The 16,644-nt window shown below is 71.7% G+C and carries 16 protein-coding genes; 1 reads left to right on the top strand and 15 read right to left on the bottom strand.

Going from position 1 to position 16,644, the window contains the following annotated elements; all coding sequences use genetic code 11:
• The first annotated feature begins 54 nt into the window (after positions 1 to 54).
• Positions 55 to 813, top strand: coding sequence for an ArsR/SmtB family transcription factor (locus FG385_RS24755; RefSeq protein ID WP_139099173.1), 759 nt, complete (start codon positions 55 to 57; stop codon positions 811 to 813).
• Here the strand turns inward: FG385_RS24755 and FG385_RS24750 are convergent.
• The 15 genes from FG385_RS24750 to FG385_RS24680 form a co-directional block, all read right to left on the bottom strand.
• Entirely contained in the window at positions 791 to 1,303 is a 513-nt protein-coding gene (locus FG385_RS24750) for a hypothetical protein (RefSeq protein ID WP_139099172.1), read from the bottom strand. The genes FG385_RS24755 and FG385_RS24750 overlap by 23 nt on opposite strands.
• Before the next feature lie 85 nt (positions 1,304 to 1,388).
• The gene (gene wag31, locus FG385_RS24745; protein ID WP_139099171.1) at positions 1,389 to 2,222 is read right to left on the bottom strand and encodes a DivIVA-like cell division protein Wag31; all 834 of its coding nucleotides are present in this window, start codon (positions 2,220 to 2,222) and stop codon (positions 1,389 to 1,391) included.
• A gap of 52 nt (positions 2,223 to 2,274) precedes the next feature.
• A complete protein-coding gene (locus tag FG385_RS24740) occupies positions 2,275 to 2,559 on the bottom strand; it encodes a YggT family protein (protein WP_139099170.1) in 285 nt (94 codons plus the stop codon).
• A 177-nt stretch (positions 2,560 to 2,736) separates the two neighbouring features.
• Positions 2,737 to 3,330: a cell division protein SepF gene (locus FG385_RS24735; protein ID WP_139099169.1), complete on the bottom strand. Its 594-nt coding sequence runs from the start codon at positions 3,328 to 3,330 to the stop codon at positions 2,737 to 2,739.
• Between the two features lie 40 nt (positions 3,331 to 3,370).
• Complete coding sequence (locus tag FG385_RS24730) at positions 3,371 to 4,114, bottom strand: YggS family pyridoxal phosphate-dependent enzyme (protein WP_139099168.1); 744 nt, start codon at positions 4,112 to 4,114, stop codon at positions 3,371 to 3,373.
• Positions 4,111 to 4,812, bottom strand: a complete 702-nt coding sequence (pgeF, locus tag FG385_RS24725) for a peptidoglycan editing factor PgeF (RefSeq protein WP_139099167.1) — start codon at positions 4,810 to 4,812, stop codon at positions 4,111 to 4,113. The genes FG385_RS24730 and pgeF overlap by 4 nt, the downstream gene beginning before the upstream one ends.
• An 18-nt stretch (positions 4,813 to 4,830) precedes the next feature.
• Positions 4,831 to 6,114 (bottom strand): cell division protein FtsZ, encoded by a 1,284-nt coding sequence (ftsZ, locus tag FG385_RS24720; protein WP_139099166.1) that lies wholly within the window; start codon positions 6,112 to 6,114, stop codon positions 4,831 to 4,833.
• Between the two features lie 248 nt (positions 6,115 to 6,362).
• Positions 6,363 to 7,145, bottom strand: a complete 783-nt coding sequence (locus tag FG385_RS24715; RefSeq protein WP_139099165.1) for a cell division protein FtsQ/DivIB — start codon at positions 7,143 to 7,145, stop codon at positions 6,363 to 6,365.
• Between the two features lies 1 nt (position 7,146).
• Positions 7,147 to 8,541, bottom strand: coding sequence for a UDP-N-acetylmuramate--L-alanine ligase (murC, locus tag FG385_RS24710; protein ID WP_268815943.1), 1,395 nt, complete (start codon positions 8,539 to 8,541; stop codon positions 7,147 to 7,149).
• Between the two features lie 88 nt (positions 8,542 to 8,629).
• The gene (murG, locus tag FG385_RS24705; RefSeq protein ID WP_139099163.1) at positions 8,630 to 9,742 is read right to left on the bottom strand and encodes an undecaprenyldiphospho-muramoylpentapeptide beta-N-acetylglucosaminyltransferase; all 1,113 of its coding nucleotides are present in this window, start codon (positions 9,740 to 9,742) and stop codon (positions 8,630 to 8,632) included.
• Positions 9,739 to 11,166 carry a putative lipid II flippase FtsW gene (gene ftsW / locus FG385_RS24700; RefSeq protein WP_139099162.1) on the bottom strand — a complete coding sequence of 476 codons (1,428 nt, stop codon included), beginning with the start codon at positions 11,164 to 11,166 and terminating at the stop codon, positions 9,739 to 9,741. The genes murG and ftsW overlap by 4 nt, the downstream gene beginning before the upstream one ends.
• A complete protein-coding gene (murD, locus tag FG385_RS24695) occupies positions 11,153 to 12,532 on the bottom strand; it encodes a UDP-N-acetylmuramoyl-L-alanine--D-glutamate ligase (RefSeq protein ID WP_139099161.1) in 1,380 nt (459 codons plus the stop codon). Before murD ends, ftsW begins: the two co-directional genes overlap by 14 nt.
• Entirely contained in the window at positions 12,533 to 13,597 is a 1,065-nt protein-coding gene (mraY, locus tag FG385_RS24690) for a phospho-N-acetylmuramoyl-pentapeptide-transferase (RefSeq protein ID WP_139099160.1), read from the bottom strand.
• A complete protein-coding gene (locus FG385_RS24685) occupies positions 13,594 to 15,054 on the bottom strand; it encodes a UDP-N-acetylmuramoyl-tripeptide--D-alanyl-D-alanine ligase (RefSeq protein WP_139099159.1) in 1,461 nt (486 codons plus the stop codon). Before FG385_RS24685 ends, mraY begins: the two co-directional genes overlap by 4 nt.
• Positions 15,051 to 16,583, bottom strand: coding sequence for a UDP-N-acetylmuramoyl-L-alanyl-D-glutamate--2,6-diaminopimelate ligase (locus FG385_RS24680; protein ID WP_139099196.1), 1,533 nt, complete (start codon positions 16,581 to 16,583; stop codon positions 15,051 to 15,053). The genes FG385_RS24685 and FG385_RS24680 overlap by 4 nt, the downstream gene beginning before the upstream one ends.
• Positions 16,584 to 16,644: the final 61 nt, after the last annotated feature.

Here is a 16,644-nt window from a genome sequence, read left to right as displayed (position 1 = left end):
CAGCGCCGGAACACTTCCACCGCGCCGGAACCGTGCGCGTTGCACACTGGGATCGTGAACGGCGAAGCGGATATCGCCCGCACGGCGGCCCTGTTCGCCGATCCGGCGCGCGTGCGGGTGCTGATGGCACTGGCGGACGGCCGGTCGCTCGCGGCCTCGGTGCTGGCGAGCGAGGCCGGGCTGTCCGCGCAGGGCACGAGCGCGCATCTGGCGAAGCTGCGCGAGGCGGGCCTGGTGACGGCCGAAAGCTCCGGCCGGCACCGGTTCTACCGGCTCGCCGGGCCACACGTGGGCGAGGTACTCGAGACGCTCGCCCGGATTTCACCGCCCCAGCCCGTGAGGTCGTTGAAGAGCGGTACGCGCGCCGAGGCCGTGCGTTTCGCGCGCACCTGCTACGACCATCTCGCGGGACGGCTCGGCGTCGCCGTCACCGCGGCCTTACTGGAGCGGGGCGCGCTCGCGACCACCGACGGCGTGCCGACGACCGCCCGTCGCGAACGGGACCGCCTGTCGGCGCCGCTGGCGTCGCACCCGTACGTGCTGGGCCCGAAGGCGGAGCAGGTCTTCGGGGACCTGGACGTGGATCTCGACGCGGTGCGGCAACGACGGCGGCCCCTGCTCAGGTTCTGCCTGGACTGGTCCGAGCAACGCCATCATCTGGCCGGCGCTCTCGGGGCGGACCTGGCGACCGCGTTCGCACGGCTTGGCTGGCTGGTGCCTCGCGTGCGGGGTCACCGGGCGCTGCGCGTCACCACGACCGGGCGCGAGCAGTTGCGTGAACGGCTTGGCGTCAGCCTCGAGACTGCGCGGTAGCGACGAGCTTCGCGTCCGGGGTGCACCGGGCGCACGGCGTGAAGCCGAGATCCCGCGCTTCGTTGACCGCGATCGGGATCGTGTCGCGGTTACCGATCCACGGGCAGTCGGGCAGGTGATAACGCGGGTGCTCGTCGACCACGACGACCTCGGTGCCGAGCTTCGAGACCACCTCGACGTCGGCGGGCGCGGTCTCTTCAACCCCGGGCTCGCCGCTGTCGTCCTCGGCCTCCGGAAGCAGCTTGGTGTCGCCCTTCGCCGGTTCCTCCGTGCTCTCAGGCTCTTCCGCGGGCTCCTCAGCCGGCTCGGCGTCCACGTCACGCGCCGGGCGGCGGGCGGCACGACGGCGGACGTAGTCCACCACGAGCAGCAGCCCGGCCAGCACCGACAGGCCGATCGAAACCCAGGCCCACAGCGAGTTCGCCGTGATCAGTGCCGTGACCAGCAGCCCGAGGGCGCCAAGGACCAGGATCAGAACGATGGAGAGCACGCTGAATTACAACACGGATCACGCGGAGAAACGGTTCCGACCCACCCGAGCGTGCCGGAACCGTTCCTGTGCGTGAGGAAGTCGATCAGCCCGCTTCGGCCCGGGGACCGAACGAGTAGCCCTGCCCGCCGGACGAGCCGGAACCGCCGGAGCCGGCGGACGCCGACGCGGGGGCCGCCGAACCGCGGTCGTCCAGCTCGCGCAGCTGCGATTCCAGAAAACCACGGAGCCTCGTCCGGTATTCGCGCTCTATCGTGCGCAGCTCTTCGATCTTCTTGCCGAGCGTGGTCTTCTCGGCGTTCATGTTGTTCATCGTCTCGGTGTACTTGCGCTGCGCCTCGCGCTCCATCGACGTCGCCTTGTCGCGCGCCTGGCGTTCCAGCGTCTCGGCGCGCGTCCTGGCGTCGTTGAGCATCGTCTCGGCACGGGTGCGCGCCTCGTTCACCATCGAATCCGACTTCGCGCGCGCGTCCGAGAGCAGCTGCTCGGACTTGGCCCGCGCCTCGGCGAGCATGCCGTCGGACTCGGTCTTCGCCTCGGCGGTGAGCCGGTCGGCCATCTCCTGCGCGAGGCCGAGCACCTTGGCGGCCTGCACGTTGGGCTCACCCGCGTCGGCCATCGCGTGGGACTGGGTCTGCTCCACCGGGGACGGCGGCGGCACCGGGGCGAGCCTGCGCGACGTCTCCTGCGTCGGGCCGCCACCGGCACGGGCGCTGTCCAGGTCGCCGCGCGCGGTCTCCAGCTCGGCGTCGAGCTGCTCGACCTGCTGCCGCAGCTCGTTGTTGTCCTCGATCAGCCGGGCCAGCTCGGTCTCCACCAGGTCGAGGAACGCGTCCACCTCGTCCTCGTTGTAGCCCCTCTTGCCGATGGGCGGCTTGCTGAACGCGACGTTATGCACGTCAGCGGGGGTCAACGACATCAGATCACCTCACGCACTCCATGGCCTGCTCCGACATCCCGGGTTTCCCCGATCACCCGGGATACGCCAGTTGCATCAGTATGAACACAACCAACAGCAGCACCATAATCGATAAGTCCAGTCCGACGCCGCCAATGCGCACCATCGGGATGAGCCGCCGGACCAGGCGGACCGGCGGATCGGTCACTGTGTAGATGGTCTCGAGCGTCACCGCAACCCCACCGGCCGGCCGCCACTCGCGCGCGAACGCGCGCACGAGTTCGACCACGACACGCGCTGTGAGCAGCAGCCAGAAGACGAAGAGCACGTAGTAAACGACAAGCAAGAGCACATCCACGACACCACTCTGCCACACCCGGCGAACGCGCCGAGCACCCGAGACGACCGAACTGTCCAGGCCCCGTGACCCTACTGTGATTTATCCAACGATGTCACTCGAACGGAGCAAAATTTCACTGGCTGTCACCGGGCAACTACACCTCTGCATGTGCACAGCGCGAGACGCGTGCAGCGTTCAGTGACGGAGGAACAGGCCGCCCTCGGCGATCCGCCGGCGCTCCTCGGCCGTCACTTCCACGTCGGGCGGCGAGAGCAGGAACACCTTGTTCGTGACGCGGTCCATCGAACCCCGCAGCGCGAACGCGAGCCCGGCCGCGAAGTCCACGAGGCGCCGCGCGTCCGCGTTCTCCATCTCGGTCAGGTTGATGATCACCGGGGTGCCCTCCCGGTACGCCTCGCCGATCGACCGCGCCTCGAGGTAGCTCGACGGGTGCAGGGTCGTGATCCGGCTCAGCGGGTCCCGCGCGGGCACGTGCGCCGTCTCCGGCACCGGCCGCAGCCGCGCCACGGGCTCCGGCTGCCGGTCCACCGCGAGCGCGCCGTGCACGGAGGGCTCGCGAACACCGCGCGAGCGGCCCACCGGCTCGTCGTCGTAGTCGGCGCGGTAGCGTCGCCGCGAGCGCGGCCCCTCTTCATACGCGTCGTACGCTTCGTCGGCGTACTCCTGCCGGTAGCCGTCGGCTTCGTCGTAGCGGTCGTAGCCGTCGTAGTCCTCGTTGTCGGCAGGGATCATGCCGAAGTAGGCCTTCAGCTTGTTCAGCGCACTCATGCCTCTCCCCTAGCCGCTCCCACTCGTGATCACCCGGCGATCATGGCGCCCTTCCGGGTGATCCGCTCCCCAGCGAGGCTAAACCGCGCCCCCCGAGCAACGCGGTTCCGACACGCACACATGTCGAACCATGCCGGATCGCTTGTTCCAGATCACCGCTCATCCCCGCGGACAGTTCGGTGGCCCCCGGATGGTCCCGGCGCAGGCGTCCGGCGGCCCGCGCCAGGCGTTCGAAAGCCGGACCCGGGTCGGCGCCCAGTGGCGCCACGGCCATCACACCCCGCAGCCGCAGTCCACCCGCCCGGGCGATGTGCGCGGCCAGTTCGTCCAGTTCCGCCAGCGGGCAGCCGCCACGCGCCGGGTCGTCGTCGAGGCTCGCCTGCACGAGCACGTCCAGCTTCGGCCGCCCTTCGGCGAGCACGGCGTTGTCGAGCGCGGTGGCGAGCCGGATCGAGTCGACGGACTGGACCTCGTCCGCCCATCGCACGACCGACCGGGCCTTGTTGCGCTGCAGCCGGCCGACCATATGCCAGCGCACCGCCGCGTCCGGCCGCAGCCGCCCGACCTCGGCGACCTTGACGCTCGCCTCCTGATCGCGGTTCTCGGCGAGATCGGTGAGCCCGAGATCGGTGAGCAGCGCGGCGTCCGAGGCCGGGAAGGTCTTGGTGACCGCCAGCAGCCGGACTTCCGCACGGGCACGCCCCGCCGATTCGCAGGCGCCACGGACCCTGGCCTCGACCCGTTCCAGCGCTCGCGCGAGCTGTGCCTTTCGGTCCTCGCTCATTCCGTTTCGGCCCAGGTCAGCGCCGCGATGCGACCGGTGGTGCCGTCGCGGCGGTAGCTGAACAGACTCGGGTCCTCGAACGTGCAGCGCGGGTCCACGCCGATCTTGCCGACCCCCGCGTCCGCGAGTTGCCGCCAGAGCCCCGCCCGCAGGTCGAGACCCGGGGTGCCCTTGCGCGTCTTCGTCGCGCTGCCCGGCAGATGCTTTTCGACGTCGCGGGCCATGTCCGCGGGGACCTCGTAGTCCTGGCCGCAGATCGCCGGGCCCAGCAGCACCTCGATCCGCCCAAGTTCGGCACCGGCCGCCACCATCGCCTTCAACGTCGCGGGGAGCACGCCGACCCGGGCGCCCACGCGGCCCGCGTGCACCGCGGCGACCACCCCGGCCTCCGGGTCACCCAGCAGGATCGGCACGCAGTCGGCGACGAGCACGGCGACCGCGACACCCGGCGTGGCGGTCACGAGCGCGTCGGTCGCCTCCGCCGGGCCGTCCTCGGTGCCGTCGACGACCGTCACGGTCCGCCCGTGTACCTGTTCCATCCAGGCGATTCTGGTCAGCCCCAGTTCGGCGGCCAGCCGCTTGCGATTGGCCGCGACCGCCGCCGGATCGTCGCCTACGAGGTCACCGAGATTGAAGGATTCGAACTCGCCCGAAGAGGCCCCACCGGCCCGGGTCGTCACCACCCGCCTGATGCGCACCCCACCACTTTCCCACGTTCAGCGGCGCATGAACGGAGGCACGTCGACTTCGTCGTCGGAGGGGTCGTCGGTGACCGGGACGGGACGGCTCGGCAGGCTCCCCTGGCCGCTGCGCGGGGCCGGGTAGCCGCGGGTGCTGCCACCGGGCTGCGGCAGCGCCGGCGACTGCGGCTGCTGGTAGTTCGGCGAACCGGAGGTACGCGGAGGCGTCGCGGGCGGCGGGTACGCCCCGGAAGCCGGGGGCGGCTGCGTCGCCGGCGGAGGCTGGGGAGCGCGCACCTGGCCCGCTTCGGCGGAGGCCGTGGTGCTGGGCCGCGCCCCGAGCGCCGGAGTCTCCAGCTTCTTGTGCGTGGGCGCGCCCGAGTCGAACCCGGCCGCGATGACCGTGACCCGGACCTCGTCACCGAGCGAGTCGTCGATGATCGTGCCGAAGATGATGTTGGCGTCGGGGTGCGCGGACTCCTGCACGAGCGAGGCGGCCTCGTTGATCTCGAACAGGCCGAGGTCCGAGCCGCCCGCGATGGACAGCAGCGCGCCGTGCGCGCCCTCCATCGAGGCCTCCAGCAGCGGCGAGTTGATCGCCTTCTCCGCGGCCTGCACCGCGCGCCCCTCGCCGCGGGCCGAGCCGATGCCCATCAGAGCGCTGCCCGCGCCGGACATGACCGACTTGACGTCGGCGAAGTCGAGGTTGATCAGACCCGGGGTGGTGATCAGATCGGTGATGCCCTGGACACCGGAGAGCAGCACCTCGTCGGCCGAGCGGAACGCGTCCATCAGGCTGACCCCGATGTCGCCGAGCTGCAGCAGCCGGTCGTTGGGGATCACGATCAGGGTGTCGCACTCGTTGCGCAGGGCCTGGATGCCGTCCTCGGCCTGCTTGCCGCGCCGCTTGCCCTCGAAGGTGAACGGGCGGGTGACCACGCCGATCGTCAGCGCGCCGAGCTTGCGCGCGATCGAGGCCACGACGGGTGCGCCGCCGGTTCCGGTGCCGCCGCCCTCGCCCGCGGTCACGAAGACCATGTCGGCGCCCTTGAGCACCTCCTCGATCTCCTCACGGTGGTCCTCGGCCGCCTTGTGCCCCACTTCGGGGTTGGCGCCGGCGCCGAGACCGCGCGTGAGCTCGCGGCCGATGTCGAGCTTGACGTCGGCGTCGGACATCAGCAGTGCCTGCGCGTCGGTGTTCACCGCGATGAACTCGACACCTTTGAGGCCGACCTCGATCATGCGGTTCACGGCGTTGACACCGCCACCGCCGATGCCGACGACCTTGATCACCGCGAGGTAGTTGTGCGGGGGCGTCATCGGGTCCGCCTTCCTGATCGTGAGTACTCGTACCGCTCGCCTTCCGTGGCACAACCGGAAACCTCAACCCGAGGTTTAGAGTTATGTCAACTTCTGGCTTGGTGCAGGACGGTAGGGATCACGCAGGCAGGAATCCAGCAGCCACGCCGCGTGTCGCGGAAGGCTTTTCGGCCACAACACTTTCGCGCGGGCGACGGCCGCGCGTCAAGGTATCCCAACAGATCCCCGCCGCGGCCGCCGGTGGGGACTCAGGAAACCGTTGGCAGCTCGGGACTCGCGACGTCGTAGACCTTGCCCTCGCGGGTCATCAGTACCGACAGGACCTTGAACTTGCGGTCCGGTTCGGACGCGGTCCCCCACCGCACGATCTTGCCGCCCGCCAGGGTGAACTCCACCCCGCCCGGCGTTTGCGCGCGCACGACGGTGACCTGGTTCTTCAGCGCCGGAGGCAGGCTCGCGAGGACCGCGATCACGGACCGGGTGACCGCGTCGTCGGGGGCCACCCGCGCGAGGTTCAGTTCGGGCAGGCCGGCGGGTTTGTTCTGGACGGTCTTGTAGTCGAGCCCGGTGCCGTCGACCAGATGCACCCCGCCCGGTCCGTCGAAGAACGCGACGGGAGTGCGTTCGGTCACGGTGATGTCGATTGTGGACGGCCACGACCGCGACACGTCGACCGAGGCGATCCCGGGCAGTTTCATGACCCGGCCGGCGATTTCGCCGGTGTCGACGAGCATCATCGGCTTGCGGTCGGGCACCGCCGCGACGGCGCGGATCTGGTCGGCGGGCACCGAGGACGCGCCGTCGATCTCCACCGCGCGCACCCCGAGGAACGACGTGAAGAACATCAAGTACGCCAGCGTGACGACGGTCAGCACGCTCAGCACCGCGATCCACCGCCGCCGCAGGCCCCGACGGCGGCTGAGGCTCGTCCCGGTGCGGTTCCGCGCGGTCACCGGGCGGCGGCCACGGCGGCTGCGCGCCGGGGTGTCCCGCCTCGCGGACGGCCTCCGCCGTTCCTGCCGCGTCACCAAGTCAGGCCCCCGCGCGCCGGTCGAGTTCCGCGAGGATCTCCGGCCCGAGCGCCGTGACGTCCCCGGCGCCCATGGTGATCAGCAGGTCCCCGGGCTTGACCAGATCGGCGGCCAGCGGCACCACCCGGTCGAAGGCGGGCTCGTAGTGCACGCCCGCGCCTTCGACCTGCTCGGCGATGAGCGCGCCCGTGATGCCCGGCTCCGGCTCTTCCCGCGCGCCGTACACGTCGAGCACGACGACCTCGTCGGCCAGTGACAGCGCCCGGGCGAACTCGGTCGCGAACGTCTTGGTGCGCGAGTACAGATGCGGCTGGAACAGCACGACCACCCGCCCCTTGCCGGCCGCGTGCCGCACCGCGCGCAACTGCGCGGCGACCTCGGTCGGGTGGTGGGCGTAGTCGTCGTAGACCCGGACGTCCCCCGCGCGGCCCTTGAACTCGAACCGCCGCCGCACCCCGCCGAACGCGGCCAGCCCCTCCGCGAGGCCGTCCGCCGGCGCGCCCAGCTCGATCCCGGCCAGCAGCGCGGCGACGGCGTTGAGGCCCATATGCTCGCCCGGCACCGCGACCGGCACCGTGAGCTGCTCCCCGTCCAGTTCGATCCGCACGGCGCCGCCGGTCTCGGTCGCCCGGTAGTCCAGCACGCGCGCGTCGTGCTCGCCCGTGACGGTGCGGCCGTAGCGCCGCACCCGGACCCCGCGCGCGGCGGCACGGTCCCCGAGCGCGTTCGCGGTCCCGTCGTCCCCGCAGACGATCAGCAGGCCGCCCGGCTGGATCCGGTCCGCGAACTCGGTGAACACCGCCACGTACGCCTCGGGTGTGCCGTGGTGGTCCAGATGATCGGGCTCGATGTTCGTCACGACCGCGACCGAGGGCGAGTAGGTCAGGAACGAGCCGTCGCTTTCGTCGGCCTCGGCGACGAAGATGCCGCCCTCGCCGTGGTGCGCGTTCGCGCCGGACTCGTTGAGGTCGCCGCCGATGGCGAAGGACGGGTCGAGCCGGCAGTGCTGCAAGGCGACGGTGAGCATCGAGGTCGTGGACGTCTTGCCGTGTGTCCCGGCGATACAGGCGACCCGGTGGCCCGCCATGAGCAACGCGAGCGCCTGCGCCCGGTGCAGCACGGGGATCCCGCGTTCGCGGGCGGCGGCGAGTTCGGGGTTGGTGTCCTTGATCGCGGTCGAGACCACGACCGCGCTCGGCTCGGCCAGGTTCTCCGCGCGCTGCCCGACCTCGATCCGGGCGCCCTGCGCGCGCAGGCTCAGGAACGCGCGGGAGTCCTTCGCATCGGAACCGGACACCTGCCCGCCGCGGGCGAGCAGGATCCGGGCGATCCCGCTCATGCCCGCGCCCCCGATCCCGATCAGGTGGGCCCGTTCGAGTTGCGCCGGAACGGTCACTTCGCCACCTCCCTCCCCTGAAATGCCGTGAGGGGGTCCCTCACGGCACATATGGGCATGAGGGGGTCCCTCACGGCATCTCGGGCAATCACTTGGCCGCCTCCAGCACGATCTTCGCCAGTACCTCGTCGGCCTCGCGGTGGCCCATGCGGACCGCCGCCGCGCTCATCTTCGCCAGCTCGTCCGGGTTCGTCAGGCGCGGGATGACCAGCTCGGCGACCTTCGCCGGGGTCAGGTCCGCGTCCTCGACCAGCAGCGCCGCGCCCGCGTCCACCGCCGGGCGCGCGTTGGTGGCCTGCTCGCCGTTGCCGATGGGCAGCGGCACGAACACCGCCGGCAGGCCGACCGCGGACACCTCGGCCGCGGTCATCGCCCCCGAGCGGCACAGGACCATGTCCGCCGCCGCGTAGGCGAGGTCCATCCGTTCCAGGTACGGCACCGGCACATACGCCGGGCAGCCCGGAAACTCCTGCACCACAAGGGTATTCTTCGGCCCGTGCGCGTGCAGCACGCCGATGCGCGCCTCCGCGAGCTCCTTCGCCGCGCCGGACACCGCGTTGTTGATCGAGCGCGCGCCCTGCGAACCGCCGAACACGAGCAGCGTCGGGGCGTCCGGATCGAGGTCGAAATGCTTGCGCGCCTCGGCACGCAGCGCGGCGCGATCGAGCGACGTGATGGACCGCCGCAGCGGGATCCCGACGACCTCGGCGTTCGGCAGCGGCGTGCCCGCCGTGGCGACGGCCACCCGCTTGGCGAAGCGCGCGCCGACGCGGTTGGCCAGGCCCGGCGACTGGTTCGCCTCGTGCACCACGATCGGCACGCGCCCGCGCGCGGCCAGGTACACCGGAAGCGAGACGTAGCCGCCGAACCCGACCACGACGTCCGCGCCGACGCGGTCGAGCACCTCGCGGGCGCGCCGGACCGAGTCCCGCACCCTGAGCGGCAGGCGCAGCAGGTCGGTGGTCGGTTTGCGCGGCAACGGCACCGGCGGGATCAGCTCCAGCGCGTAGCCGCGCGGCGGGATGAGCTCGTTCTCCAGTCCCTTCGGGGTGCCCAGCGCGACGACCGTCGCTTCGGGGCGCAGGCGTTTCACCGCGTCGGCGAGCGCCATCGCGGGCTCGATATGCCCGGCGGTGCCACCGCCCGCCACCACGACGGTGGGGGCCCGCCTGGTCACCGCACTGGTAACGCCTTCAGTCACGTGGTTCCTCTTCGCGTCGAACGTCTACCGTAGTCCGGCGCCGCGCGCCGGCGCTGGACCGGCTGGGCCGAACGGGTGCGGCGCGCGGACGGCCGGGCCCCGCGGGGGGTGCTCGCGCGTCCGCTGCCCCGCCGCTTCGCCGGCGGGCGGTAGACCTCGGGCGCGGGCAACCGCAGGAGGCGACCGAACTTACCCGGTCCCTGCGAGCGCAGCGCCGCGACCGACTCGGGTTCGTGCCGGGCCGCGTTCGCCAGCAGCCCCATCAGGAACATGGTGACCCAGATCGACGTGCCGCCGGCGGAGATCAGCGGCAGCGTGACCCCGGTGACCGGGAGCAGCCCCACCACATAGCCGATGTTGATGCCGGCCTGGGAGACGGTGAACACGGTCAGCGTGCCGGCCACGATCCGGATCCACGGGTCGAGGTTGCGGGTGGCGATGCGCAGCCCGACGATCACCAGTCCCACGAACAGGCCGATCACCACGACGCAGCCGATGAACCCCAGTTCCTCGCCGATCACCGCGAAGATGAAGTCGTTCTGGACGTTGGGCAGGTACGCCCATTTCGACGGGCCCTGCCCGAGGCCCTTGCCGAACAGCCCGCCGTCCGCGAGCGCGTACTTCGCCTGCAGTGCCTGGTAACCGGCGTCGCTGCTGCCCGTGCCGGGCGAGAGGAACGACAGCACGCGTGAGGCCCGGTAGCTGGCGGTCAGCGCGAGGACGACGGCTGCGGAGACACCGCCGGCGAGCAGGACCGCGAACAGCCGTTTCGGCGCGCCGGCGAACCACAGCAGCGAAGCCAGCACGACGCCGAGGGTGATGGTGCCGGACAGGTTGGGCTGGGCCATCACGAGCGCGAACATCAGCAGCGCGACCGGCACGACCGGGACCAGCAGATGCCGCCACTGGTGCAGCACCTGGTACTTGGTGACCAGCACATGCGCGCCCCACAGGGCGAGGGCGACCTTGGCGAACTCCACCGGCTGCACCGAGAACCCGCCGATCACGAACCAGCGCTGCGCGCCGCCGCTCGCCGCGCCCAGCGGGGTCAGCACGAGCGCCAGCATCGCCAGGCAGATGAGCACGGCCACCGAGGACAGCGCCCGGACGCGCTTGATCGGCATCCGCAGGGCGATCCAGAACACGATCGCCCCGGTCCCCACGAATACCAGGTGCTTCTTGAACTGCGAGTACACGCCCGCGCCCGTGGCCGGGTCGACGGACGCGACCGACGAGGCCGACAGCACCATCACGATGCCGATCGAGGTCAGCAGGCCGGTCAGGGCGAGCACCAGGTGGAAGTCGGCCAGCGGCCGGGAAAGCCACGCCGTCAGCGTGGTGTAGACGGTGCCGAACCTGCTCTCTCGCCGGTTGCGCCGCGGTCTGCGCTCACCTGTCTCGGGCTGGTCGTCAACCGCGGTCATCCACGCCGTCCCGGAGTGCACGCACCGCGGTCGCGAACGCGTCGCCACGGTGGGCGTAGTCCCGGAACTGGTCCATCGATGCCGCGGCCGGTGCCAGCAGCACGACGTCGCCAGGACGTGCCAGCACCCGAGCCGCCTCAACCGCCGCGTTCATGGGTTCATCGTCACCCGGGGGCACCTGCCGGACGGGGACATTCGGCGCGTGTCGCGCGAGAGCGGCCGCGATCACCCCGGAATCGGTACCCAGCAGCACCGCGCCGCGCAGCCGGCCGGCGACCGCGGTCACCAGATCGTCCACGTGCGCGCCCTTGAGCAGCCCGCCCGCGATCCACACGACCCGGGGATGCGCGAGCAGCGAGCCGGCGGCGGCGTGCGGGTTGGTGGCCTTGGAGTCGTCGATGTAGCGGACGCCGCCGACCTCGCCGACCTCGACGGCCCGGTGCGCGCCGGGCTGGAACTCGCGCAGCCCCTTCGCCACCGCGCCGGTGCTCACGCCGTGGGCGCGGGCGAGGGCGGCGGCGGCCAGTGCGTTGGCGAGGTTGTGCGGGCCCGCGGGCCGCACGTCGGCGGCACCGCACAGCTCCTCGGCGCCCGTCGCCGGGTCATCGACGTACGCGCGGTCGATCAGCAGGTCCTCGACCAGGCCCAGCTCGCCGGGGCGCGGGGTGCCGAGGCGGAAGCCGACGTGCCGGGCCCGCTCGTTCGCGGCCGCCAGCCTGGTGGACCAGGCGTCGTCGGCGTTGTGCACGACGACGGCCGCGCGTTCGAGGAGCTTGCCCTTGTCCGCCGCGTACGCCTCGAGCGAACCGTGCCAGTCGAGGTGGTCCTCCGCGACGTTGAGCACCACCGCCGCGTGCGGAGCGAGGGTGCTCGACCAGTGCAGCTGGAAACTCGACAGCTCCACGGCGAGCACGTCGTACCCGGCGCCCACGGCGTCGAGCACGGCGAACCCGACGTTGCCGCACGCGACCGCGTTGAGCCCTGCCGCGCGCAGGATCGACTCGAGCATGCCCACGGTCGTGGTCTTGCCGTTGGTGCCGGTGACCGCGAGCCATACGGGCGGTTTCCCGCGCCGCTGCCCCAGCCGCCAGGCCAGCTCCACGTCCCCGATGACCTCGATCCCGGCCTCCGCGGCCGCGGCCAGCAGTGGAGAAGCCGGGCGCCAGCCGGGGCTGGTGACGACGAGATCCACGTCCGCGGGCGGCGCGGTGAGCCCGGCCGCCGTCGCGACGCCTTCGAATCCGGCCAGCCGCGCGGCGTCGGAGTCGGTGACCGTGACGCGCGCCCCCAGCTCCAGCAGCGCCGGCACGGCCGAGCGGCCGGTGACCCCGGCCCCGGCGACCAGGACATGACGTCCGGCGAACACCTAGCCTCCCGCGCCCAGCTGCTCGGAGTAGAACAGGCCGAGGGCGAACATGCAGCAGATCGCGGCGAGCAGCCAGAACCGGATGATGACCGTGGTCTCCGCCCAGCCCGCGAGTTCGAAGTGATGGTGGAACGGCGCCATCCGGAACAGGCGCCGCCGTGTCGTGCGGAACACCGCGATCTGCAGCACCACCGAGATCATCTCGACCATGAACAGGCCGCCGATGACGATCGCGAGCAGCTCCGTGCGGGTCGTGATCGACAGGCCCGCGACGAGCCCGCCCAGCGCCAGGGAACCCGTGTCCCCCATGAAGATCTTCGCGGGCGCGGCGTTCCACCACAGGAAGCCGATACAGGCGCCCGCCGCGGCGGCGGCGACCACCGCGAGGTCCAGCGGGTCCCGCACGTCGTAGCAGGCGGCCTGCGGGGTGTTGACGCAGGACAGCCGCTCCTGCCAGAACGCGATGACCACATACGTCGCCAGCACCATCGCCGAAACCCCGCCGGCGAGCCCGTCGAGGCCGTCGGTGAAGTTGACCGCGTTGGACCAGCCGGAGACCACGATGTAGACGAACAGGACGAAGATCACCGCCGGGAAGGTGATCAGCGCCAGATCGCGCACGTAGGACAGGTTGCGCGAAGCGGGCGTGAGCCCGTACTTGTTGGCGAAGTTGAGCACCAGGATGCCGAAGGTGACCGCGACCACGAGCTGCCCGACCAGCTTCGCGGTCTTGTTCAGGCCGAGGTTGCGCTGCTTGCGGATCTTGATGAAGTCGTCGAGGAAGCCGACGACACCCAGCCCCACGGCCAGGAACAGCACCAGCAGCCCCGAGACCGACGGCATCCGCCAGTTGATCAGGTGCGCCAGGAAGTACGCGGCGACCGTCGCGGCGATGATCGCGACCCCGCCCATGGTGGGGGTGCCGCGCTTGGACTTGTGCCCGGCCGGGCCCTCCTCCCGGATCTCCTGGCCGAAGCCCCGCCGGGAGAACACCCGGATCAGGTACGGGGTGAGCAGAATGGAGACCAGGAGCCCGATCCCCGCGGCGACCAGAATGCTGATCACGCAACACCATCCTCGAGCAGCATGTTCGCCACCCGCCACAGCTGGGCGAAGTTGGATGCCTTGACGAGCACGACGTCACCGGGCCGCAGTTCCGCCCGCAGCAGCGCGATCGCCGCTTCCGTGTCGGGCACCAGAACGGACTCCTCTCCCCAGGAGCCCTCGTGGCTGGCGCCCTGGTGCATGGCGGCGGCGCCGTCTCCGACGACCACCAGCCTGCTGATGTTGAGCCGGACCGCGAGGCGGCCGATCTCGTCGTGCGCGGACACGCTATCGGCCCCGAGTTCGCCCATCTCACCCAGGACCGCCCAAGATCGCCGACCCCCGGCACGGCTCATGGACGCGAGCGCCTTGAGCGCGGCGCGCACCGACTCGGGATTCGCGTTGTAGGAATCGTTGAGGACGGTCACCCCGTCGGCCCGCGTGGTGACCTCCATCCGGCGGGCCGAACGGCGTTCCACAGTGGACAGGCGGGCGGCCACCTCGTCCACAGTGGAACCGAGCTCGAGCGCGACCGCGGCGGCCGAGAGCGCGTTGCCGACGTGATGCTCGCCGTGCAGCCCGAGCGTCACGCTCGCCGCGCCGCCCGGGGTCACGAGCCGGAACGACGGGCGGGCGTGCTCGTCGAGCGTGATGTCCTCGGCGCGGACGGCCGCTTCGGAGTGCTCGCCCACCCCGACCACGCGGGCCTTCGTGCGGCTCGCCATCGCCGCGACGAGCGGGTCGTCGAAGTTCAGCACCGCGGCGCCGTCCTCGGGCAGCGCCTCGACTAGCTCCCCCTTGGCCTGCGCGATGGCTTCGCGCGAACCGAACTCGCTCACGTGCGCCGACCCGACGTTGAGCACGACGCCGATCCGCGGCGGCGCCGTCGCGGCCAGTTCGGCGATGTGGCCGGGCCCGCGCGCGGACATCTCCAGCACCAGATGGCGGGTGTGCTCGTCGGCGCGCAGCGCGGTCCACGGGTGCCCGAGCTCGTTGTTGAATGATCCGGGCGGCGCGACCGTCGGTCCCAGGGGCTCGAGCAGCTGCGCGATGAGGTCCTTCGTGGAGGTCTTGCCGGACGAGCCGGTGACGCCGACGACGGTCAGGCCCTTCAGATGCGTCACGACGTACCGGGCGAGCTTGCCCAGCGCCGCCAGCACGGCGGCACCGGAGCCGTCGGCGTCGCCGGTCAGTGCGACCGAACGTTCGTGCGCCTGCCCGGCCGGCAGTGGCGGCACGACCACCGCCGGCACGCCGACCGGACGCGCGGCGAGCACCCCGGCCGCCCCGGCCTTCACCGCGCGCGCGGCGAAGCTGTGGCCATCGACCTTTTCTCCGGGCAGGGCAAGGAAAAGCCCACCGGGGGTGACCTTGCGGGAGTCGAACTCGACGCTGCCGGTGACGACCGCGCTGCCGTCGCCGTCGTGCACCGTCCCGCCGACTATGCTGGCGATCTCCGCCAGGCTGAGCGAGATCAAGCGGATACTCCTGGGTTTCCTTCGAGCCGGTGGCGGATGGCGGCCTCCAGCTCGTCACGGTCGGAGAAGGGATGCACCACGCCACCGGCCTCCTGACCGGTTTCGTGCCCCTTCCCGGCGATCAGCACCACGTCGCCCGGCTCGGCCAGGGCGATGGCCTCGCCGATGGCGGCCCGGCGATCGGCGATCTCCAGCACGCGCCCGCCGGCGCGGGCGGTGCGTGCCCCGGTGAGCATCGCGGCGCGGATAAGCGCCGGATCCTCCGAGCGCGGGTTGTCGTCGGTCACGATGAGCACCTCACTGCGGCGCGCGGCGGCCTCGCCCATCAGCGGGCGTTTGCCGGTGTCCCGGTCCCCGCCGCAGCCGAGCACGGTGATGACACGGCCCTCGGTGCGGGCGCGCAGTGCGTCGAGCGCTTCGGCGACCGCGGCGGGCTTGTGCGCGTAGTCCACCACGGCGGTGAACTCCTGGCCGAGATAGACACGCTCCATCCGGCCGGGAACCTCGACGCTCGCCAGTCCCTTGACGATGTCGTCGAGCCCCACGCCGGTGGTGTCCAGGATCGCGGCGGCCAGCAGCGCGTTGGCCACGTTGAACGCACCGGGCATCGGCAGCGTCGCGCGGGCCGTGCGGCCTTCGGGGCCGTGCAGCGTGAAGGTCTGCTCACCGGTCGCCGTGCTGCCGATGTCGGCGGCCGTCCAGGCGGCCTCGGTCCCCGGCTGGGTCGAGACCGTGATCGTGTGCGGTTTGACCAGCGCCTGTCCCCACGCGGTGTCGATCACCACGACCTCCGTGCTGGACCGGCCGTCGAACAGCAGCGACTTGGCGGCGAAGTACTCCTCCATGTCGCGGTGGAAGTCGAGGTGGTCCTGGGAAAGGTTGGTAAACGCGCCGACGGTGAACCGGGTGCCGTTGACCCGGCCGAGGGCGAGCGCGTGGCTCGAGACCTCCATCGGCACATGCGTGACGCCGCGGGAGACCATCACCGCGAACAGCGCCTGCAGGTCGGGGGCCTCGGGGGTGGTGAACGCGCTCGCGAGCCGCTCGCCGGCGATCCGGGTCTCGACCGTGCCGATGAGCCCCGTGGTGCGGCCGGCGGCGCGGAGGCCGGAGTCGACGAGGTAGGAGGTCGTGGTCTTGCCGGAGGTGCCGGTGACCCCCAGCACGGCGAGCCGGAGCGACGGCTCCCCGTAGATCCAGGCGGCGACCGAGCCCAGGACCGCGCGGGGATCGCTGTGCACGAGGACGGGCACGCCCGCGTCACGCAGCGCGGGCCGCTCCGCGCCCGCTTCGTCGGTCAGGACCGCGACCGCGCCCGCGGCGAGCGCCTCCGCGGCGAAGTCCGCGCCGTGCGCGCGGGCGCCCGGCAGCGCGGCGAACAGGTCCCCGGGTACGACGTGCTGAGCCCTCAGCGTGGCGCCGGTGATCGTCGTGTCACTGTGCCCGTCCAGGATCATCCGCGCGCCGGCGCGGGCGGCCAGGGTGTTGACGGGAACCGGTTCGATCCGCGCGGGCCGCGGCGGCGCCATCGCCACCTTGACCGGGCTGTCCGGGACCTGTCCCTCGTTGTTGACCGACACGCCCGGAAGG

It is taken from the genome of Amycolatopsis alkalitolerans (assembly GCF_006152065.1).
Classification (GTDB): Bacteria; Actinomycetota; Actinomycetes; order Mycobacteriales; family Pseudonocardiaceae; genus Amycolatopsis_E; species Amycolatopsis_E alkalitolerans.
This window is presented reverse-complemented; position numbering and strand designations above follow the sequence as displayed.